19 protein-coding genes are annotated in these 20,331 nt (G+C 49.9%); 3 read left to right on the top strand and 16 right to left on the bottom strand.

The genetic code is table 11. The features are described from left to right. Nucleotides 1–2: 2 nt before the first annotated feature. Nucleotides 3–2,240: a GTP diphosphokinase gene (gene relA / locus P1U47_RS01320; RefSeq protein WP_301026711.1), complete on the bottom strand. Its 2,238-nt coding sequence runs from the start codon at nt 2,238–2,240 to the stop codon at nt 3–5. A 39-nt stretch (nt 2,241–2,279) separates the two neighbouring features. Further along, nucleotides 2,280–3,185: a cysteine synthase CysM gene (cysM, locus tag P1U47_RS01315; RefSeq protein ID WP_301026710.1), complete on the bottom strand. Its 906-nt coding sequence runs from the start codon at nt 3,183–3,185 to the stop codon at nt 2,280–2,282. Nucleotides 3,186–3,394: 209 nt separating this feature from the next. On the opposite strand from cysM, the gene P1U47_RS01310 reads away from it, so the two are divergent. Next, nucleotides 3,395–5,992 carry an ATP-binding protein gene (locus P1U47_RS01310; RefSeq protein WP_301026709.1) on the top strand — a complete coding sequence of 866 codons (2,598 nt, stop codon included), beginning with the start codon at nt 3,395–3,397 and terminating at the stop codon, nt 5,990–5,992. 1 nt (nt 5,993) lies between these two features. Here P1U47_RS01310 and recO read toward each other — a convergent pair whose 3' ends face one another. From recO to rpoE, 10 genes are all read right to left on the bottom strand, one after another. Next, nucleotides 5,994–6,707, bottom strand: a complete 714-nt coding sequence (recO, locus tag P1U47_RS01305; RefSeq protein WP_301026708.1) for a DNA repair protein RecO — start codon at nt 6,705–6,707, stop codon at nt 5,994–5,996. Nucleotides 6,708–6,709: 2 nt separating this feature from the next. Then, the gene (gene era / locus P1U47_RS01300; RefSeq protein WP_301026707.1) at nt 6,710–7,639 is read right to left on the bottom strand and encodes a GTPase Era; all 930 of its coding nucleotides are present in this window, start codon (nt 7,637–7,639) and stop codon (nt 6,710–6,712) included. Continuing rightward, complete coding sequence (rnc, locus tag P1U47_RS01295) at nt 7,636–8,319, bottom strand: ribonuclease III (protein WP_301026706.1); 684 nt, start codon at nt 8,317–8,319, stop codon at nt 7,636–7,638. Before rnc ends, era begins: the two co-directional genes overlap by 4 nt. Continuing rightward, a complete protein-coding gene (locus tag P1U47_RS01290) occupies nt 8,316–8,687 on the bottom strand; it encodes a DUF4845 domain-containing protein (protein ID WP_301026704.1) in 372 nt (123 codons plus the stop codon). The genes rnc and P1U47_RS01290 overlap by 4 nt, the downstream gene beginning before the upstream one ends. Before the next feature lie 18 nt (nt 8,688–8,705). Then, complete coding sequence (lepB, locus tag P1U47_RS01285; RefSeq protein ID WP_366943095.1) at nt 8,706–9,761, bottom strand: signal peptidase I; 1,056 nt, start codon at nt 9,759–9,761, stop codon at nt 8,706–8,708. Nucleotides 9,762–9,775: 14 nt separating this feature from the next. Then, entirely contained in the window at nt 9,776–11,575 is a 1,800-nt protein-coding gene (gene lepA / locus P1U47_RS01280; RefSeq protein WP_301026703.1) for a translation elongation factor 4, read from the bottom strand. A gap of 89 nt (nt 11,576–11,664) precedes the next feature. Continuing rightward, a complete protein-coding gene (locus P1U47_RS01275; protein WP_301026702.1) occupies nt 11,665–12,156 on the bottom strand; it encodes a SoxR reducing system RseC family protein in 492 nt (163 codons plus the stop codon). Further along, entirely contained in the window at nt 12,153–13,106 is a 954-nt protein-coding gene (locus P1U47_RS01270) for a MucB/RseB C-terminal domain-containing protein (protein ID WP_301026701.1), read from the bottom strand. The genes P1U47_RS01275 and P1U47_RS01270 overlap by 4 nt, the downstream gene beginning before the upstream one ends. 1 nt (nt 13,107) lies before the next feature. Further along, on the bottom strand, nt 13,108–13,686 hold the full coding sequence (locus P1U47_RS01265; protein ID WP_301026700.1) for an RseA family anti-sigma factor: 579 nt from the start codon (nt 13,684–13,686) through the stop codon (nt 13,108–13,110). After that, the gene (gene rpoE, locus P1U47_RS01260; RefSeq protein ID WP_301026699.1) at nt 13,683–14,279 is read right to left on the bottom strand and encodes an RNA polymerase sigma factor RpoE; all 597 of its coding nucleotides are present in this window, start codon (nt 14,277–14,279) and stop codon (nt 13,683–13,685) included. The genes P1U47_RS01265 and rpoE overlap by 4 nt, the downstream gene beginning before the upstream one ends. Before the next feature lie 216 nt (nt 14,280–14,495). Here rpoE and nadB point away from each other — a divergent pair, with 216 nt between their 5' ends. Then, nucleotides 14,496–16,088 carry an L-aspartate oxidase gene (gene nadB, locus P1U47_RS01255; RefSeq protein ID WP_301026698.1) on the top strand — a complete coding sequence of 531 codons (1,593 nt, stop codon included), beginning with the start codon at nt 14,496–14,498 and terminating at the stop codon, nt 16,086–16,088. On the opposite strand, the gene P1U47_RS01250 is transcribed toward nadB, so the two are convergent. Next, nucleotides 16,085–16,522: a protein YgfX gene (locus P1U47_RS01250; protein ID WP_301026697.1), complete on the bottom strand. Its 438-nt coding sequence runs from the start codon at nt 16,520–16,522 to the stop codon at nt 16,085–16,087. The genes nadB and P1U47_RS01250 overlap by 4 nt on opposite strands. Continuing rightward, on the bottom strand, nt 16,494–16,754 hold the full coding sequence (locus P1U47_RS01245) for a succinate dehydrogenase assembly factor 2 (protein WP_301026696.1): 261 nt from the start codon (nt 16,752–16,754) through the stop codon (nt 16,494–16,496). The genes P1U47_RS01250 and P1U47_RS01245 overlap by 29 nt, the downstream gene beginning before the upstream one ends. A gap of 134 nt (nt 16,755–16,888) precedes the next feature. Between P1U47_RS01245 and P1U47_RS01240 the strand changes: the two genes are divergently transcribed. Further along, on the top strand, nt 16,889–17,926 hold the full coding sequence (locus P1U47_RS01240; protein ID WP_301026695.1) for a folate-binding protein: 1,038 nt from the start codon (nt 16,889–16,891) through the stop codon (nt 17,924–17,926). A gap of 3 nt (nt 17,927–17,929) precedes the next feature. On the opposite strand, the gene P1U47_RS01235 is transcribed toward P1U47_RS01240, so the two are convergent. Both P1U47_RS01235 and P1U47_RS01230 read right to left on the bottom strand, forming a co-directional pair. Continuing rightward, nucleotides 17,930–18,769: an SDR family NAD(P)-dependent oxidoreductase gene (locus tag P1U47_RS01235; protein ID WP_301026694.1), complete on the bottom strand. Its 840-nt coding sequence runs from the start codon at nt 18,767–18,769 to the stop codon at nt 17,930–17,932. A 23-nt stretch (nt 18,770–18,792) separates the two neighbouring features. Then, on the bottom strand, nt 18,793–20,325 hold the full coding sequence (locus P1U47_RS01230; RefSeq protein ID WP_301026693.1) for an NAD(P)/FAD-dependent oxidoreductase: 1,533 nt from the start codon (nt 20,323–20,325) through the stop codon (nt 18,793–18,795). Between the last annotated feature and the right edge of the window lie 6 nt (nt 20,326–20,331).

The following is a 20,331-nucleotide window of genomic DNA, read 5'->3' as shown; positions in this document are numbered from 1 at the left end:
GACTAGTTTTCTCTAATTCGTCTAACCGCCACCACATTCGGAAGGCCATTGAGACGGTTAAATAAGTCTGACAAGGTGGCCAGATCGCGAATTTCAAGACGAATGTTCATGGTTGCCATATGATGAGCGGTATCAGTAACGGTACTCATTGAGATAACGTTCACTTTCTCGGTGGCCAACTGCTGAGTGATATCCCGCAACAACCCTTGGCGATCATAGGCCTCTAATTCGATATCGACGGGATAGGTTTCAATTTGGGCGTCGGCCCAATCTACCGCAATAATTCGCTGGGGCTCTACGCTCTGCAATTGCAGCAGCTTGTTGCAGTCCTGCAAATGCACGCTAACGCCCCTACCCACGGTAATATACCCAGCTATCGCCTCGCCAGGCAGCGGTTTACAGCAGCGCGCGAAATAGGTCATTAAATTGCCTACACCGCTGATTCGAATTTGACTGCCATCATTATTTTTGGTGCTCGGCGGCCGCAATTTAACGAGCGATTGACTGGCATCACCCTCTCGTCCAGCAAGATTGTGCGCCGCTTTTATCAGCTGGAAGGTGCTTATTTCTCCGGCACCAACTGAGGCGTACATATCGTCAACACTGGGGCAGTGCATTTGATCGGCCAAATATTTATAGTCGATGCTATTCAATGCTAGGCGTTTAAATTCTTTATCTAGCAACGCCCTGCCAGCAACAATATTGTCTTCCTTGGCCTGTAATCGAAACCAGTGCTGCACTTTGGTTCTGGCCCGCGAGGTTTTTAGATACCCAAGATTACTTTGCAACCAATCGCGGCGCGGTTCGCTGTCTTTGCCGGTTAGAATTTCTACCCGCTCTCCGGTCTTTAGCGTATAGGTAAGCGGAACAATACGACCATTCACCTTGGCCCCGCGACAACAGTTACCCACCTCAGTATGAATATGGTAGGCAAAATCCAGTGGCGTAGCGCCATTTTGCAGGTTCACAACATGCCCGTCGGGGGTAAAAACATAAACCCGATCTTGGGTGTGGGTAAATTGCTCGGCTACGTCGCTGCTGCTGCCGCTTTCTTCGTGCCAATCCAAAACTTGGCGCAACCACGCAATTTTTTCATCATAGCTATTCGTGCTTTTGGCGCTTTTGTCGGTACCTTTGTACATCCAATGTGAGCACACCCCAAATTCAGCCTCTTCATGCATTGAACGGGTGCGAATTTGGATTTCTAAAACCTTACCATCGGGGCCAATGACTGCGGTGTGCAAGGAGCGATAACCATTATCTTTGGGGTTGGCAATATAGTCGTCGAACTCATTGGGAATATTGCGCCACAGCCCGTGTACCAAGCCCAAAGCTGCATAACAAGACTTGGTATCTGGCACCAATACTCGCACGGCGCGAATATCGTAAACCTGAGAGAAACCGATACCTTTTCGCTGCATTTTGCGCCAAATACTGTAAATATGTTTTGCGCGACCGGCGATATCGGCTTGGATATTATCGTCCTTTAGCGCTTTCTCTAACATCGCAATAGCGTCGTCAATATAGTGTTGACGATCAAGGCGCTTCTCATCGAGTAATTTGGCAATTTTCTTATAGGCAAGCGGCTGCAAATAGCGAAAAGAAAGGTCTTCGAGCTCCCATTTTATATGGCCTATGCCCAAACGATGCGCTAGGGGTGCGTAAATATCGGCCACCTCGCGCGCAACCCGATAGCGTTTATCTGGTTTGTTTTTTACTGCGCGAATTGCCGAGGTTCGCTCCGCGAGCTTAATGAGTGCAACACGAACATCATCTACCAATGCCACCAGCATCTTGCGAATAGTTTCACTCTGGGCTTCAGATTGGCCAAGCACGGGTGCGTCTAACTCGGCATTAACCTTGGAAATCGCCGCCATTCCAAGCACGCCATCTACCAATTTTGCAACTGGGCGACCAAAATCCCGTTCTAGCTCGGCCAAACTAAGACGGTTCTCACGCACCGCTCTGAACAGGGTCGCGGCAATTAAGCTGTCTTGATCGAGATGTAAATCGGCGAGAATTTCCACCATTTCCAATGCGGTAAAAAAACTGCTTAAACCTTCTGCCTTTGGCGCATCAATCGGCGTGGGCAACGCTGCACACGCTTCGGCAACGCTCATCGCTCGATGTAATTGAACACGGTCAATTACCTGAACATCGATAGGAAGTCTGGCAATCCAGCTATCTATGTCGACTCGACCATCCTTTAATAACGGAAAATCTTCCCTTACTTTAACCATGAGTTCCCACCAATTGCAGCTTAGACACGCTCTGAGACACTAGTATTTTAGGGCCGCATCAAAAACTCCGGTCGATAAATACCGGTCGCCGCGATCACAAACAATAGCGACGATAACGGCATTTTCTACTGTTTCGCTAATCCGCAGCGCACCAGCTACCGCGCCACCAGACGACACTCCGCAAAAAATACCTTCGTTCGCGGCCAATGCACGCATCGTGGTCTCTGCTGTTGTTTGGTCCATATCAATGACCTTATCCACCCGTACCGAATCGTAAATACTCGGCAGGTACGCTTCTGGCCAACGTCGTATACCCGGAATACTAGAACAACCATCCGGTTGCAGACCTATGATCTCAATTGCGGGGTTTTGTTCTTTTAAATAACGCGACACTCCCATAATGGTGCCCGTTGTGCCCATGGAGCTAACAAAATGACTCACTCGACCGTCGGTTTGCTGCCAAATTTCAGGCCCTGTACCGTCGTAATGGGCTTGGGGATTATCGCTATTGGAGAATTGATCCAACACCTTGCCTTGCCCCGCAGCTTGCATTTCTAGGGCTAAATCCCGCGCCCCTTCCATTCCAGCCTCTTGGGACACTTCAAGCAAACTCGCACCATAGGCCGCCATCGCCAATTTGCGCTCCACGCTCATATGACTGGGCATAATAAGAATCATCTTATAACCCTTTATTGCCGCCGCCATGGCCAGTGCGATACCTGTATTACCGCTGGTGGCCTCGATTAAAGTATCGCCCGGCGTAATCACCCCACGCTGCTCGGCATGCTCTATCATACTCATAGCCGGTCGATCTTTAACCGAGCCGGCAGGGTTATTCCCTTCTAGCTTGACCAGAATAGTATTAGAGGTCTTACCCGGCAGCCGCTGCAAGCGCACTAAGGGGGTATTGCCAATATATTGATCTATTGTTGGAAAGTCTTTCATAACAAGGACTTAAACCTCTTTATAGCTTGACGCACCACCACGCTAGTCCAGTAATTTCACTCATCTGCCCCAGCGTCATTGCAGCACTGATTACTCTGCACAATAATAGCAGCGCCCATGTTTTTCGGTCATGATAATACCACTCCAACCCCAGAAGGCTCCACCAAGCAATGCCCAGGCGCTTAGGAATTAGAAAATTAATATTGGTTATGGTCTTGTTGCCCGTGCTGGCACTATCTATTGGCCTGAGCGCGTATTTAATGTACACCCAGATTCACGAATTGCGCAGCATGATGACCGAGCGCGCCAAAACCTCCAGCGAACACCTCGCAATTGTTGCCGAACACATGCTGGCAAGTAATCACGGCGACGCACTTCAACAAATTTCAACCACGGCGTTAGAAGAGCCAGCAGTCCGTGCAGTCGGTATTTACAATGCCAATTTAGATCTCCTTGCTCAAGCTGGCCCGCGGTCAAATTTACCGCAAGCACAGATTGCTCAGAAAAGCCCCAGCGCCCAGCTTTACTTTTCACAAGATGGTTTATTTATTCTGCAACCCATCATTAAACCAAGCGAGCAAAACGACGTAAAACCCGCCCCCATCGGCTGGGTCGCCATGCAGTTTAACTGGCAACATTTAGAAATCCGCCAATATCAAACCTTACTGATTGGCGCCACCTTTATGATTTGCGCATTTATTATTTGCGTTACTTTAAGTAGCTATATCAACCAAATCCTAACACGAGATTTAAATTCGCTTCGCCAAGCAGTTCGGCGCATGACCAACGGCGCCAAAAATTTCCATGCCCACATTCCTGGTAATGATGAATTTAGTGAGATTGCCGAAGAATTGAATTTATTGAATAGCGCCCACCAAAATGAATTACAGGACTTGCAACGCAACATTGAGCAGAGTAATACCGATTTACGAGAGACCCTAGAAACCGTTGAAGTACAAAACATAGAACTCGATTTGGCCCGCCGCGAAGCCCTAAATGCCAGCCGAGTTAAATCGGAGTTTTTAGCCAATACTAGCCATGAAATTCGCACGCCCCTCAATGGCATTATTGGTTTCAGCCGGATTTTATTGAAATCCGAACTTGAAACCCGCCAACGTGAAGCCATTGAAACCATTAATAGCTCAGCCAACAGCTTGCTCGCTATCATTAACGACATCCTGGATTTTTCAAAGCTCGAAGCCGGAAAATTAGTCCTCGACAGTGCGCCGGTAAACCTTCGTGAAGTCATAGAAGACACACTGCAATTGCTCGCCCCCGACAGTGCAGGCAAGCAGCTTGAGCTGATACTCACAATACAGAAAGGCACACCGGAAACCGTCTTGTCCGACGCATTACGACTTAGACAAATACTCACAAACCTAATTAATAATGCTATTAAATTTACGCCTGCGGGTCACATCCTTATCAATGTTCAGAGCAATAGCCATGACGAGCAACATGCCGCCGTAACCATCCAAATCAGCGACACTGGCATTGGTTTATCGAAAGACCAACAAAAGAAAATTTTTAAAGATTTTGGCCAAGCCGATGCATCAATAACGAGGGAGTATGGCGGCACTGGGCTCGGATTAGTTATTGTCAAAGGCCTAATTGAGCAAATGGGCGGCGAAATTGGTATTGAAAGCGAGCTAGGCCGAGGCGCCACCTTTTGGTTTACGATTAATTTCACCGTCGTCAACAATGCCATTCGCATACGCGACTTTAATGCCCTGCGCGGCAAACACATCGCGCTTTACGACCCCAGCCCCCTTCATGCCCACTCATTACAAATGCTATTCGACAACTGGGGACTTACTACTATTCACTGCACAAATATTACAGAGCTAAATACCGATTGTGATTACCTCCTTATAAGCAGCGACGAGCAAGACGAAGCCATTAGCCAATTCATTTGCAACTTAGACCGCTCTGCAATACTCCTCTGCCCCTATAACCACGATGCGGACGAGCACCAAGAACACCGCTACCTAAGCAAGCCTATTTCACACATCAAATTATTCGATGCACTAAACCGAGAAATAAAGCCCGCCGCTCTCCGTAAAGCGCAGCAATTCCCAGCCACATCAATATTGGCGGTAGATGACAACCCCTCTAACTTACATATCCTTGCTAGCTTTTTAACCGATTTAAACGCCGCCACTACAACGGCGCAAAGTGGTGTTGACGCAATTCAGCGCTGCCAAGAAAAGTGCTTTGACCTTATTTTTATGGACATCCAGATGCCACATATGGACGGCATTGAAGCTAGCCGCCAAATTCGTAGCGGTGGTTTAAATCGCGACACCCCAATTATTGCGCTATCAGCCTATTTAGCACCGGAAAACCCTGCACAGCTGCGCGAAGCGGGAATGAATGATTACCTGAGCAAACCAATTACCGAACATCAGCTCGCCGAATTATTCAATCGCTACCTCAGCGAAAAGAACACCGCCACGCCACCTCGCCCTGTCGATATTTCACAATGTTTAAAGCTAGCCAAAGGCCGCGCCACCTTAGCGGCAGAAATGTTGGGCATGCTAATAAGCAGTCTGCCCAAGCACAAACAGGCCTTACTTCAGGCCCTAGAGCTGAATGACCGCGACACCATCGCAGACATCAATCACAGCCTTAAGGGGGCGTGCTGCTATACCGGCACACCCGTATTAAAAGCCAAGGTTTTACAACTTGAACAAAGCCTCGGCGACCACCAAACCCCCAACACAGACGTTGTTAATTTAGTTACAGCGATAGATGAGTTATTACAATGGCAAGAGGAACACGAGCTCGACGCAGTTTTTGACAGCTAAGTTAATCGGCCGTGGCGGCCGGTGCAAACAGTGCCCTGCTGCGCAAAGGTTTACCGCCTAACAAGGTTTGCAGTGCCAAGCGGCTAAGTCGCTTCGCGGCAGGTAAGGTTTGGTGATTAAATTCACCGCGCGCGAGCTTTAATAGCACCTCGCCAGAGAACACGAGGCCACAGTCTTGGTCTGCTAACACCAAGCCCTCTGCCGGCTGAAAACAATAAGTTTGCTCCGCCATTACCGCCAAACCGGTACGATGGCAAACCGAAAAATTTAATCCGTAACCCAAAGCGTCTAATAAACCAAATTCAAAGCGGCGCAGGGTCGTCTCAAGCTCTTCGCCAACCGCAAGTTGGGTAAGGCACTGAGTGTATAAGACAAAAACATCGCTTTGGGGGTCATGCTGATGCAGCAGGCGCTCTAGTAACTCATTTACATACAAGCCACAAAATAGCGCTTTACCTTGTAAGTTATAGCTCTGCTGATGCTGGGCATCGATTAAGGATTTTAATTCACCTCGCCCTTGCCAGCTTACACCAACAAGATTAAAGGCTTGCAGTGCCGCGCGCCAAGGTTGACGGGACCGGCCAGCCCCGCGCAGGCCCTTGGCCACGCAAGTGAAACGCCCGTAGTTTGGGCTAAATAAATTAACTAAGGCACTGGTGTCGCGATAGGGGCGAATATGCAAAACAAAACACAGTTCGCCTTCGACACGATTCATAATTACTTTAAATTAATATCGGTATAACCAAGGCTGCGCAGGGCGCGCTCATCGTCTGACCAACCGGATTTAACTTTAACCCACAGGCGTAGCATTACCTTGTTATCGAACGCCCGCTCCATGTCCTTACGGGCCTCGGTGCCAATTTGCCGAAGCCGACTACCGCCTTCGCCAATGATGATTTTTTTCTGACCATCGCGCTCAACTAAAATCAAAGCGCTGATTTCAAGTAAGCGTGGCGACTCGGTAAACTCTTCAATTTCCACCGTCATCGAATAGGGTATTTCTTCACCTAGCTGACGCATAATTTTTTCACGGACCAGCTCCGCTGCCAAAAAGCGCTCGCTGCGGTTGGTAATTTGATCTTCTGGAAACATGTGCGTACTTTCAGGCAAAAACCGAGCAATTACTTTTTCAAGCTCTTCGCGGTTATGGCCCTGCAGCGCCGACACAGGCACCACGTCGGCAAATTTGTATTTGCTCTGCAAATTAGTAATTAAAGGCAATAGCTGACCTTTATCGTCCAACCGATCGACCTTATTAATCACCAACACAACGGGGCTGCGCGCATTTTCAAGTATTTTTAGCACCAGATCATCGTCATCTGTCCAGCGATCGCGATCCACTAAAAACAGAATGAGATCGACATCTTTAATCGCTGAGCTCGCCGCCTTATTCATATAGCGATTAAGGGCTTTTTCTTCTTTCAAGTGCATGCCGGGGGTATCAACATAAATTGCTTGCACCTCCCCTTCGGTCTTAATGCCGAGCACTTGATGGCGTGTCGTTTGGGGTTTGCGTGAGGTAATACTAAGCTTTTGCCCCAGTATATGATTCAGCAAGGTCGATTTACCGACATTGGGGCGGCCAATAATAGCCACATAGCCACAGCGCTGTACGCTCATCTCGGTATTCTCTCCACTAGCACTCATTCTACTTCCTTTAATGCCAACAGCACCTGTTCGGCAGCTGCCTGTTCGGCTTTGCGCCGACTACTGCCAGAGGCAGAAACCGACGAGGTTAATAAGCTTACCGAGCAGGCCACCACAAAAGTTTGCTGGTGGTCAGCACCAGCCGTTTCAATCAGTTGGTAATTCGGCAAAGGTTGTTTGCGCGCTTGCAATAATTCTTGCAGCCGCGTTTTGGCGTCTTTGTGGCTAGACTCAGGGTTTAAGGCCGATAGGCGCGGTGCAAACCAAGCCAGCACCCGCTCCCTACACACATCAAAACCAGACTCTAAATAAATAGCACCGATCAAAGCCTCTACCACATCCGCTAGGGTCGAGGCGCGGCGCTGGCCGCCACTGTTTTTTTCACCTGCGCCTAAACGTAAATAGCGTCCAAGATCAAATTCAAGCGCAATCGCGGCAAGGGTTTTACCGCTTACCAAAACTGAGCGAATTCGGCTGAGATCACCCTCATCAATATTAGGAAACCGGTGATATAGGGCTTCAGCAATGATCATGTTCAAGAGCGAATCGCCTAAGAATTCAATTCGCTCATTATTGTCGGCGCTAAAACTGCGATGGGTCACCGCCATCGTCAGCAAATCGGTATCTGTAAACTCGTAGCCTATTTTTTGGCAGAGCTGATTGAGGCTAGTTAAACTCAAGTGTGGGGTACCAAGAACTGAGCTTCATCAAAGCGCACCACGGCGTCAATATTAAATATCAGGGGCACTCGCTTTTCATGGCGAGCGTCAATAAGCACCCCTTTTTTATCAACGCTAATTTTAATATCCCTTAGCGATACCGATTCAATACGGTTGGTAATAAAGCGGCCTGACAATTCTTTTCTAATGCCCGCCGGTGTCGCGTCGCTAGTGCGGCTCTCCGCTGCGACGTCTTTAATAATGCGGCTTAAAGTCCAGTAATCCACATAAATTGGCGCCAGCCGCACGGTTATTGTGGCAAAAAACAACACCACGCCCAACACGCATAAGGCGGCGAGCATGCTCATACCTTGCTGTTTGCTTTTCATAATCCGTCCCTACTCTCGCTAGCGTATCCGGCCCACGCGATTAAAGTTTGGTAAATCATTAAATGACTGCCAGTGCATCCAAATCGCAAAGGCTTGACCGACAATATTTTGTTCTGGCACCTGGCCCCACACCCGACTGTCACTACTATTATCGCGATTATCACCCATCATAAAGTAATGACCTGGCTTAACTGTGGTAACAAAATCACCGCGATAAATTCGCTTATCGTGGTGAATCAAATGATCCACATTGTCCAGCTGCTCTTTTAATACTTGGGTCACAGGCTGTAGTGGCGGTACTTCGGCCAACAAGGTCTGCTGAACTGGCTCATCGTTAATATAAAGCTGCTTATTAATATAACGAATTTCATCACCAGGCAAACCCACCACCCGCTTAATAAAATAGCGCGTATCATTGGGCGGAAAAAAAACCATAACATCACCGCGCTTAGGCTCGCCCACTTCAAAAATTTTGGTGCCCACAACCGGCAAACGCAAACCGTAATTAAACTTATTAACGAGAATATAATCGCCCACTTCCAAGCTCGGCACCATTGATGCTGACGGAATTTGGAAAGGTTCTATTACAAAAGACCGCAGTACTAAAACCACTAGTAACACAGGGAAGAATGATCGCGCATTTTCCGCAATGGGCAATGCCCCGCCAAAGTCGGCTTTGAGCGATTCTTGATCTTGTTTAATAAAATAGGTGATATACACCGCCACATTACCGGCGTTGACATAGGCTTGGCGGGCTTTTTCAAAAACAAAACGATCAAGGCCGCCAATAATACCCGCAATAATGGTTAGTACCACCAATGCTAGGGCAAAGTCGCCGTCCTTTATCATCACCACGCTGGCAATCCAGGCAAACCAGCCAAGGAGCACTAATCTATAGCTCCACTCCAGCCAGCTCGGCAAGGCTTGCTGGCGCAGGCTAGCAGCATCACTTGCCGTGCGCTTTTCAGAGCACCACTGCAAAGCCTGTTGCATTTGGCGGCGGCCCTTAGTTTCTTGGCATAACCATACGACTAACGATAGCGCCGCAACAGAGATCAGAATCAAATTTACCATGCGGCTATTTTCCTTTAACCATCAATATTGAGCACAGCCAAAAACGCTGACTGGGGGATTTCAACATTACCCACCTGCTTCATACGCTTTTTACCCGCTTTTTGTTTTTCTAACAGTTTGCGCTTACGAGACACGTCGCCACCATAGCACTTTGCCGTCACGTTTTTACGTAGCGCTTTCACCGTTTGCCGAGCAATAACTTGCCCGCCAATTGCCGCCTGAATGGCCACGTCAAACATTTGTCGTGGAATCAATTCCTGCATTTTTTCTACCAGCGCGCGACCGCGGCTCTGGGCGATATCACGATGCACAATCATCGCCAGTGCGTCAACTCGGTCACCGTTTATTAATACATCCAGCTTTACAAGATTAGCAGCTTCAAAGCGCTCAAAACTATAATCCAAGGAAGCAAAACCTCGGCTTACTGATTTTAAACGGTCAAAAAAGTCCAGCACAACCTCACTCATGGGTATTTCCCAATTAAGCGATACCTGCTGCCCTAAAAACTGCATGTCTTTTTGAATACCGCGCTTTGACGCACACAGACTTATTACATTGCCCAAGTGCTCCTGTGGTACCAAAATATTTACCCGTGCAATCGGTTCTCGGGTTTCTTCCAGCTCACCTGGATCTGGCATAGATGAGGGATTATCTACCATCACTATTTGGCCGTTTTTCTTTAGGACTTCATAAATAACCGTTGGCGCGGTGGTAATCAGGTCTAAATCGTATTCGCGCTCTAAGCGCTCCTGAATAATTTCCATGTGCAGGGTGCCGAGGAAACCGCAGCGGAATCCGAAACCCAACGCATCTGAGCTTTCTGGCTCATAAAACAAGGAGGCATCGTTCAGTGTTAATTTACTGAGGGCATCGCGAAAATCTTCATAGTCTTCGGTCGAAACTGTAAATAGACCGGCATAAACCTGCGGTTTTACCTTTTTAAAGCCTGGTAAGGCTGGCACATTGGGTGTTGAAGCATGAGTAAAAGTATCGCCCACTGGCGCGCCGTGAATGTCTTTAATACCGGCAATAATAAAGCCCACCTCGCCCGCTTTAAGAATACCGGTCGAGGTTTGCTTGGGCGTAAAAATACCCACTACGTCAACAATCTGAGGTTTGCCCAGGGTTTTGCTAATGATTTTATCGCCGCGCTTCAGCGTACCGTTTTTCACCCTAACGAGAGACACTACGCCTTGGTAGTTATCAAACCAAGAGTCGATAATCAGCGCCTGCAACGGGGCCTCTGTGTCACCTACTGGCGGAGGTATTTTGGCAACGAGATGCTCCAGCGCCTCGTGGATACCCATGCCCGATTTTGCCGACACCGCGACGGCCTCGGAGGCATCAACGCCGATAATTTCTTCAATTTCGTGCTTTACTTTATCGGGGTCGGCTTGGGGCAAATCCATTTTATTCAGAATCGGCAATACTTCTAGGCCCTGCTCAATCGCCGTGTAACAGTTGGCCACCGACTGAGCTTCAACGCCCTGAGCCGCATCAACCACCAACAGCGCACCTTCACAAGCGGCTAGCGAGCGTGACACCTCATAGGAAAAATCGACATGGCCAGGCGTGTCGATGAAATTCAACTGATAAGTATTACCATCATCGGCCAGATAATTAAGGGTGACTGACTGGGCCTTAATGGTGATGCCCCGCTCCCGTTCAATATCCATTGAATCGAGAACCTGAGCGGACATTTCACGCTCCGTCAAACCGCCACAGGTCTGTATAAAACGATCCGCTAAGGTCGATTTACCGTGGTCAATATGGGCAATAATAGAAAAATTACGAATCAAATCGAGACTAGGCACGCTCGGTTTATACCTCAGGGCTACAGAAATAATGGAAATTCAGGGGCGCGATTGTAGCGCAAAGGCAGGGCTGTAAGCTATGAATAGACTTAAACTGAATAGGGGGAATCAAATACTGACACCGGCTGAGCAGCCAATGACGGCTTTTTAGCCAATATCTGCGGCTGATAATCAGGATTATCGCGAATCCAACGTGCGTGCAAGCTCAATATTGCCATCCCAGCCACAAAACCAAACAATGCGCCTGCCGCCGCGGCAACGTCGCCCGCAATGAAATGACTAACCCCTGCCATCGCGACCAACATAGTGAATAGAGGCACTAAATACACCACCATGGCACCGCCGACTAAGGCGCGCTCTGGAATGCCAATTTCAAGCTGGTCATCTAACTGAAAGTCATCCGCAGATTGATTACCAAGCTTCACCCGCAACTGGTTGCGCCGGCCGCCCAGCGCTTTATTCATCAAGCCCTGACCACAACCTTTTTGCGCGCTGCAGCTACTACAGGTACTGCGCTGAATGGTTTCCACCCACAGGGCATCGTGATCGATACCTACAACACGCCCGGTTTCACTAATCACTGCACTGTCCACGTTAGGGATTTTGCGACCTGCTTGGCCGTTAACATGGGCACTTCACCAACCACCGTGGCAAAACGGCCTTGGTCTGGAAAAGCAACCGTATAACTTACCGAGGCGCCGCGGCGCATGCCGCCCTCGGCAATAACAGTTTGCCCAGCCTCGGTGTTTACCAACGGCTCGACAAACACCGACATTACTGCCAGACCATCGGTATAGGTCATCGCGGCTTCGTCGTTATTCTCGGATTGCGCCAAGGTAAATCCTGCGGGAATCCAATTTGGCCGCCAGCGTCTAGCCAACGCTTGTATCGCTGCCCCATCAGACTTCATATCTCGGTGCTGCACTTCTCTTGCATCGGCAACTACCGGCTCGTCAGCAGGAATATTTAAATCCAGCATAACATATTGAAATCGTTCTAAAACCTTACCCTGTTGATTGACAATATCTGACCGCAAAAGCAAACCAGTTTCTTTATCGAGGGATAATTTATAGCCTAGACGATAAACATCTCGGGGACGAATCATGAGCGTAACGGCCTCGCGACCCGCAACCCGCGCAGCGCCTTTTACATCGAGGTCGTAATAACGATAAAAGCCCTGCTCCTCTTCGCCGCTAAACAGGCGAATTAATTGCGGACCAGGGTGGACACAGTTGATATCGTGCCCGTGGTAAACTAAATCTTGATGACTGCCATCAAGAGACTCAAGTGATTCAAACTCTTTGCCATCACGAACAGTATGAGTAATACGATAGCTATTTAGCTGATCTCCAACCTGATAACTAACAATTGCGCGATAATTAAGCTCGCGGTGACTGTGCGTCATCTGGTTAAGTAAATCGCTGCCCACCTCAGCATTAGATTCCTGACTTTCAGCTTCAGACTCCAAGCTCAGGGCATAGGCACTACCAAACATCAAACTCATCGCAACAACAGCAAGCCGCAATCTCACGCTATTTAGACTCCTGAGACACAACGCGAGCATAAGAGACCATGCCCTGCCCATTGTTAAACGCGGCCCGATCCGTATGCTTGCGCAAATACGCTTCAAAGCGCTTGCGAGCCTCGGCATCGTCATTGAGCAGCGGACCAGCAGGTGAACCCTGAGCCTGCGCACTCACCGCAACACCACCAACCGCCGCAGAAGCAGTAGCGGGATACACCCGGCCACTCATACCGTTGTTGTCGGCCAGTTTTGGCGCTGAGCTGCCAAACATATCGCCACCCATTGACCCCACCACAACCACTGTGGCGACGCTGGCAGCAACCGCCAACCCAGAAATCACTTGTTTCCAGCTTGCCACACCACTTTTCGCCACTTGGTCATCAGCAATTTCAGACATCACGCGCGCTGAAATATCCCAGCCTGAAAAACGCTCATCAGTGCCTTTAACTAAATCTTGGCAGCGATGCAGATCAGCCCACTCTCGGCGAATCAAATTTTGGTCCGCGCTAAGAATACGCCGCAACTCAAGCTCGTTGGTCTCACCATCCATCAACGCTGATAGTGATTCTCTAACGGTATCGCTCATACTTCCACCTCTTCGCCACTAATCTGGGCCTTAATTCGCACATCCACTGCCTCTCGGGCGCGAAAAATTCGCGACCGAACCGTACCCACCGGGCAGTCCATGACCGATGCAATATCTTCGTAACTTAAACCATCAAACTCACGCAAGCTCAACGCCGAACGCAAATCTTCGGGTAGTGCTTTAATCGCGTCCTGCACCACCTTTTTAAGCTCTTCACCGTAAAGATGGTTCTCCGGCGTTTCAATATCTTTGAGGGCAGAAGGACCGTCAAAATACTCTGCATCAGCGGCATCCACATCAACACCCGGTGGACGGCGGTTGCGAGCAACCAGATAATTTTTTGCCGTGTTAATGGCTATCCGGTACAACCAAGTATAAAACGCGCTGTCTCCACGAAACTTGGGCAGAGCCCGATACGCCTTAACGAAGGCTTCTTGGGCGACGTCCTGAATCTCATCGTTATCTTTCACATAGCGTGAAATTAAACCAAAAATTTTATGCTGGTATTTAAGAACAAGAAGGTCAAAAGCACGCTTATCGCCTTTTTGTACTCGCTCTACCAGTTGCTGATCCGTTTGTTTAGGCTGGGCCATATTTGCTCACCGTCAGCCCTTCGGCAGCATCTGTTGAATAGACCGTGATGGTCAAAAGAAGTTCTGTCATCGTATCCCTTTTCGGCAGTTAAGCCTTTTTATGCGGCCAAACTGCAGGCAAATATTGGTAAGGCGACGGCGTATCAGTATACTTTGCGCCAATTCACACCCCAGCGGCATATTATAGCCGCACTGCGGCAGGAGCAAATACCAGTCATGAACCATTACCACTCCCACGATGTATTGGTGGTAGGCAGCGGTGCCGCAGGTCTTACATTGGCGCTGCATCTTGCCGCCAGCGCGCGCATTGCGATCATTTGCAAAGGCGACGTCAACGCGGGTTCGACCTACTGGGCACAAGGCGGGATTGCCGCCGTTCTCCACGACGGCGACACCGTTGACGCACATGTAAGCGATACCCTCATCGCTGGCGCTCAGCTCTGTCACGAAGACAGCGTGCGCTTTACAGTTAAAAATAGCAGTGACAGCATTAAATGGCTGCTGTCCCAAGGTGTTCAATTTAGTCGCTACGAACAACACGGCGACGCCTTTCATCTTACCAGAGAAGGCGGTCACAGCCAGCGTAGAATCATTCACGCAGCGGATGCCACCGGCCGCGCTGTTTCAGAAACACTGACCCAGCGCGCCCAAGAAAATCCAAACATTGAGATTTTCACCGGACATGTCGCCATCGACTTAGTGGTGCGCAATAATCGCTGCCACGGAGCCTATGTGCTCAATAGAGACAGCGGCCACGTCGGATTGTTCCACGCCAAAGTAGTTGTTTTAGCAACTGGCGGCGCTAACAAAGCCTATCTCTATACCAGCAACCCCGACGGCGCCAGCGGCGACGGTATTGCCATGGCATGGCGCGCGGGCTGTCGAATTGCCAATATGGAGTTCAATCAGTTTCACCCAACTTGCCTCTACCACCCCAAGGCAAAATCCTTTTTGATAACCGAAGCCATTCGCGGCGAGGGCGGCAAACTGCTGTCTGCCACGGGTGAACGCTTTATGTTCCGCTACGACGAACGCGGCGAGCTAGCGCCCCGCGACGTAGTGGCACGGGCCATTGACCATGAGATGAAGCGCCTCGGCAGCGACTGCGTCTATTTAGACATCAGCCATAAGTCCTCAGAATTTTTGCTTGAGCACTTCCCTACCATCAAAGCCCGCTGCCTTGAGCTCGGCATTGATATTGGTCGCGAACCAATACCGGTAGTACCGGCAGCCCACTATACCTGCGGCGGTGTAATGGTCGACCAAAACGGCCGCACCGACATCCCTGCGCTATACGCCATCGGCGAAACTTCTTTCACCGGCCTGCACGGCGCCAATCGCCTAGCCAGCAACTCGCTGCTGGAATGTTTTGTTTACGGCACATCGGCGGCCAAGGACATTCAGACGCAGCTCGATAACCTGCCATTACCCGAAATAGCGCTGCCGTGGGATGAATCCCAAGTCACCGACTCCGACGAAGACGTAGTCATATCTCACAACTGGGATGAGCTGCGCCGCTTTATGTGGGATTACGTGGGGATTGTGCGCACCAATAAACGCCTGCAGCGCGCCTTAAACCGCGCCGCCCTGCTCCAGCAGGAAATTGACGAGTATTATTCCAATTACAAAGTAAGCAATGATTTGCTTGAACTGCGCAACCTTGCAGTGGTAGCCGAGTTGATTATTCGCTCAGCTATGGAGCGCAAAGAAAGCCGCGGCCTACACTTTACGCTTGACTACCCCGAGACCCTCGACACTCCAGTAGACACCATTCTCACCCCCAAAAATTACCGAAAGGTGAGCAACTAAAGGGGATGAGACAGCCGCGCAAAGCCGGCTACTTGACGCAAGCGACGAAAAACCTCGGGGTCTAACTGATCAGCCAAAATACAGACATTTACGCCCCGCCCCGCCAAATCGCGAAAACGCAGCACCACCAAATAGCGCAGAATCGTAGCATCCAACCATTCCACACTTTCAAATTTTTGCGCGCCTGAACATAAAACCTGCCAGCGATTATCTGCAAATTTTAGCAGGGGCACGGCCTCTGGAACGGCAAAATCAATATACCGCCGCCAATAGTAACGGCCGCTGAAAACTGCAGCAAGCAAGCCGAGCGCTGCTAGCGCACTTGGCAGAATCACCAGTAAAACCCCGCCCGCCAAACCGTGCACCAGTAATAGATAAACGGCAAGCCCGCGCGAGGGCTTTAACTCAAGAAGCAGAGGCTTTGGCGTACGCATTGATCATTCTTACAATTTTCACCAGCTCTGGATCCTCGGGCTCAACGCGGCCCAAAAACCAGCTAAACAGCTCTGTGTCTTCACACTCTAGCAGCTTAATAAAGCGCTGCTGGTCCTCCTCATCAAGGTCACGAAAGCGCTTTTGTACAAAGGGCTCCATAACCAGATCTAATTCCAGCATGCCACGACGGCAGGCCCAGCAAATTCGCTTGAACTCGTTTTCCGAAACCATTATTTTCCACTACGTCACTGCCCGCTTAAGCTAACTGCGCGCAAAACGCGTATTATAGCGTCAATCTGCGCTCAGCACACAGCAGTGCAACTCAGCCACGCATTTAATCTCGACAGCGATACCATTGAGACACTATGAACACATTTTGGCAGTACCTCAGCACCCAGCACCCAGCCAGCGAAATCCGAGACGGTCGCTATTGGCAAACCGACGTTCAGCCGCAAATAAATCCAGACCTGCTACAACTCAGTCCGCTCAGTCAATATGGCTTTCTCGCCATAGAAGGCCCAGATTGCAGTAAGTTTTTGCAGGGCCAAACCACCTGCGACTGGCGAACAATAAGCACCGAGCAAGCCTCGCTAGGCAGCTACTGCAATATCAAGGGCCGCATGGTCATTAGCTTTACTGCCGGCATGGCCAGCCCAGAAATAGCACTGCTGCGGCTAAGTGCCGACACCGCCGACAGCGGCCGCGACACTCTCGCCAAATACATTGTTTTTTCCAAAGCCAAGATCCGCAATGCCAGCGACGAGCGCGTTGCCATCGGTATTAGCGGTAAATCGGCCCGTCAAAATTTACAGGCTATTTTTGAGCAGCTACCGAATAAAGCAATGGCACAGGTCAGCAGCGACAAGGGTATTGTTGTGCAGCTAGACGAGGCTGGTGAGCGCTTTGAATACTGGGGGCTCTGCGACCAAGCGACCGATATGTGGCAGCAACTCAGCCCAACTGCTCAAATTTGCAATGCAGACTACTGGGAGTCGCTTAATATCGCAGCCGGTATCGGCGAGGTCTGCGCTAGCAGCCAAGACATGTTTATTCCGCAAATGCTGAACTACCAAGTGATTGGCGGGGTCAGCTTTAGCAAAGGCTGCTACACCGGCCAAGAAGTGGTTGCCCGCATGCAATACCGCGGCAAACTCAAGCGCCGCCTTTATAAAGCAACAGTTTCCGCTAGTGGGCTTAACTACCCAGCGGGAACGGAATTATTTGGTGGCGACGCCGAGCAAAGTATCGGCAATTTAGTGAGCATGGTCGGTGGCGATCAGAGCAGTGCGCTCTTGGCGGTGCTAACTGAAGACGCCGTGGCCGGTAAGCAAATTCATTTTTCCGACAGCTCAACGCTACTCACGGTAACTGAACTACCCTACGCCATCCCCAGCAAAGACTAAGCCTCAAACTCGCTTTAAGGCCATGCGCGTGCCGATATTCATCACCGGCACGAGCAAACGGTCATAGCAAGCGGGAAACAGGCGCTGAATTTTATCTAACAACCACGCATCGCTACCGATCAACACTCGCGCCTTAGACTTCTGCATACCGCGCATGATTTTTTTAGCAGCCTGCTCTGGGCTAGTCGCCGCAATGCTGTTAAATAAAGCAGCGGTTTTTTCGCGATCCTCAGCCTTGCCGGTTATCGAGTGCAGATGCCGACCGTTATTGGCGATATTGGTTTGAATCCCACCAGGGTGCACCGTCACCACGCTTACCGAGGTGTTCCGCAAATCTTGCCTTAGTGATTCAGAATAGCCGCGCACCGCAAATTTTGCCGCATTATAAGCAGACTGCGACGGCACCGACATCAAGCCAAACAGCGATGAAATATTGACGATACAGGCCTCTGGGCGACGTAACAGCTCCGGCAAAAAAGCTTCGACGCCGTTTATCACCCCCCAGTAATTAATATTAAACAACCACTCCATTTGCGCCCGAGGTTGATCTGCCGCATGGCAACTTAGCGCCACCCCTGCATTATTAATCACCCCATCGACCGCGCCAAAATGGCCCTTAATTTCTACAACCCACCGCTGCATTGCAGCCTGATCACTGACATCAACCTTGGATAGCAGCAGGTCGGCTGCCACGCCAAATTCTCGCAATCTCTGCAAATTAGCATCATCAACATCAGAAGCTGCAACTCTTGCGCCACCGGCAAGTAAACCTTCAACTAAGGCGCGGCCGATACCCGACGCCGCACCCGTAACTGCGATGACTTTATTCTTAAAATTTTTCACCCGTACCCCCTTGCACTACATCGCTAACCCAGCGCCGCTAGCTCGTCGCCAGATTCTGATTCACAAGCACTCGCGCTGCCTACCTCTATAAATTCGTATTCCACACTCGCAAAATGACGAGTGCGCAAGCGATACTGCCACGAGAAGCTCGGCCACAAAGTGGTGTTTTTACCGTCGGCAGTTAAATACCAACTATTACAGCCAGAGGTCCACGTTGTGCCCTTGAAACGGCGCTGCACATCGTCATTGAAGTTCTTTTGGACCTCAGACTTTACATCCATATATTCATTGGGGTTGGCGCGCAAGACCCGTAAATACTGCAAAATATAATGAATTTGCGACTCGATATAAAAGATAACCGAGGTATTTCCCGGTCCCGTATTCGGGCCCATGATATACAACAAATTTGGATAGCCAGATACCGCCATCCCCTTGTACGCCTGGGAGCCAGTCGCCCAATCATCATTAAGTTCCCGCCCAGCCAAGCCGCGCACTGGCATCGGCGCGCCGGACACTGGCACTTTAAATCCCGTGGCAAGCACAATAGCATCCACCTCTAGACGGTAACCGTCACTACTGTAAATCGCAGATTCATCAAGATGGCTAACCCCTGCACTCAGCAAACTCACATTCTTTTGCGTCAGCGCTGGATAATAATTATCAGACAACAGCACTCGCTTACAGCCCATCGCATAATTCGGCGTAAGCTGTTTTCTAAGCTGAGGATCAGCGACGACCTTCTGCAAATAACGCCGCCCCATTGACTCGCCAAACCGCGTCAGGAAACTGTCCCACATAAACGCCGGCACCACACTTTCGGCCAGTAAATATTGCAGACTTCTAATCATTTTTTGCAGAACTGGCCAACGCCGCAGCCGAGACTGCCGGGCCGCACTCTGGGGACGGTCAAATTTTGGCATAACCCATGGCGGCGTGCGCTGAAACAAAGCAAGTGACGCGACCTCAGGCTGAATCGCCGGCACCACCTGAATAGCGCTAGCACCGGTACCGATCACCGCAACGCGCTTGCCCTCAAGCGCATAATCGGGATCCCACTCAGCGGTGTGCATAATTTTGCCGCCAAACTTTTCAATGCCCTCTATTTCTGGGTATTGAGGTATATTTAGCGCGCCTATCGCCAGCACCACCGCACGCGCCTTGGCGTGTTGGCCATTCGCCAAGGTAATTTTCCACAAGCCAGTGTTTTCACAAAAATCGAGTGCACGCACCGCGGTGCTAAACTTAATATGCTTGTTTAACTGATACTTCGTAGCGCAGTGCTGCAAATAGCGATGTATCTCTTCTTGCGGGCCGTAGCTGCGCCCCCAATCTGGGTTGGGCTCAAAAGAAAAGGAATACAAATGCGATGGCACATCACAAGCGGCACCAGGATAAATATTGTCGCGCCATACGCCGCCAACATCTGCCGCTTGTTCATAAATCACAAAATCTTGAACACCTTGCTGCTGCAAGCAGATCGCTAAACCAATACCGCCGAATCCGGCACCAATGATGGCGACCTCCCGCACAGCGGTGGCATCATTATTATTAGACATCGTCAT

The sequence above is a fragment of the Zhongshania sp. genome (genome assembly GCF_029212375.1).
In the GTDB taxonomy this organism is placed as follows: domain Bacteria; phylum Pseudomonadota; class Gammaproteobacteria; order Pseudomonadales; family Spongiibacteraceae; genus Spongiibacter.
The sequence above is the reverse complement of the archived record's forward strand: the minus strand, read 5'-3'. Positions and strand labels throughout refer to the sequence as shown.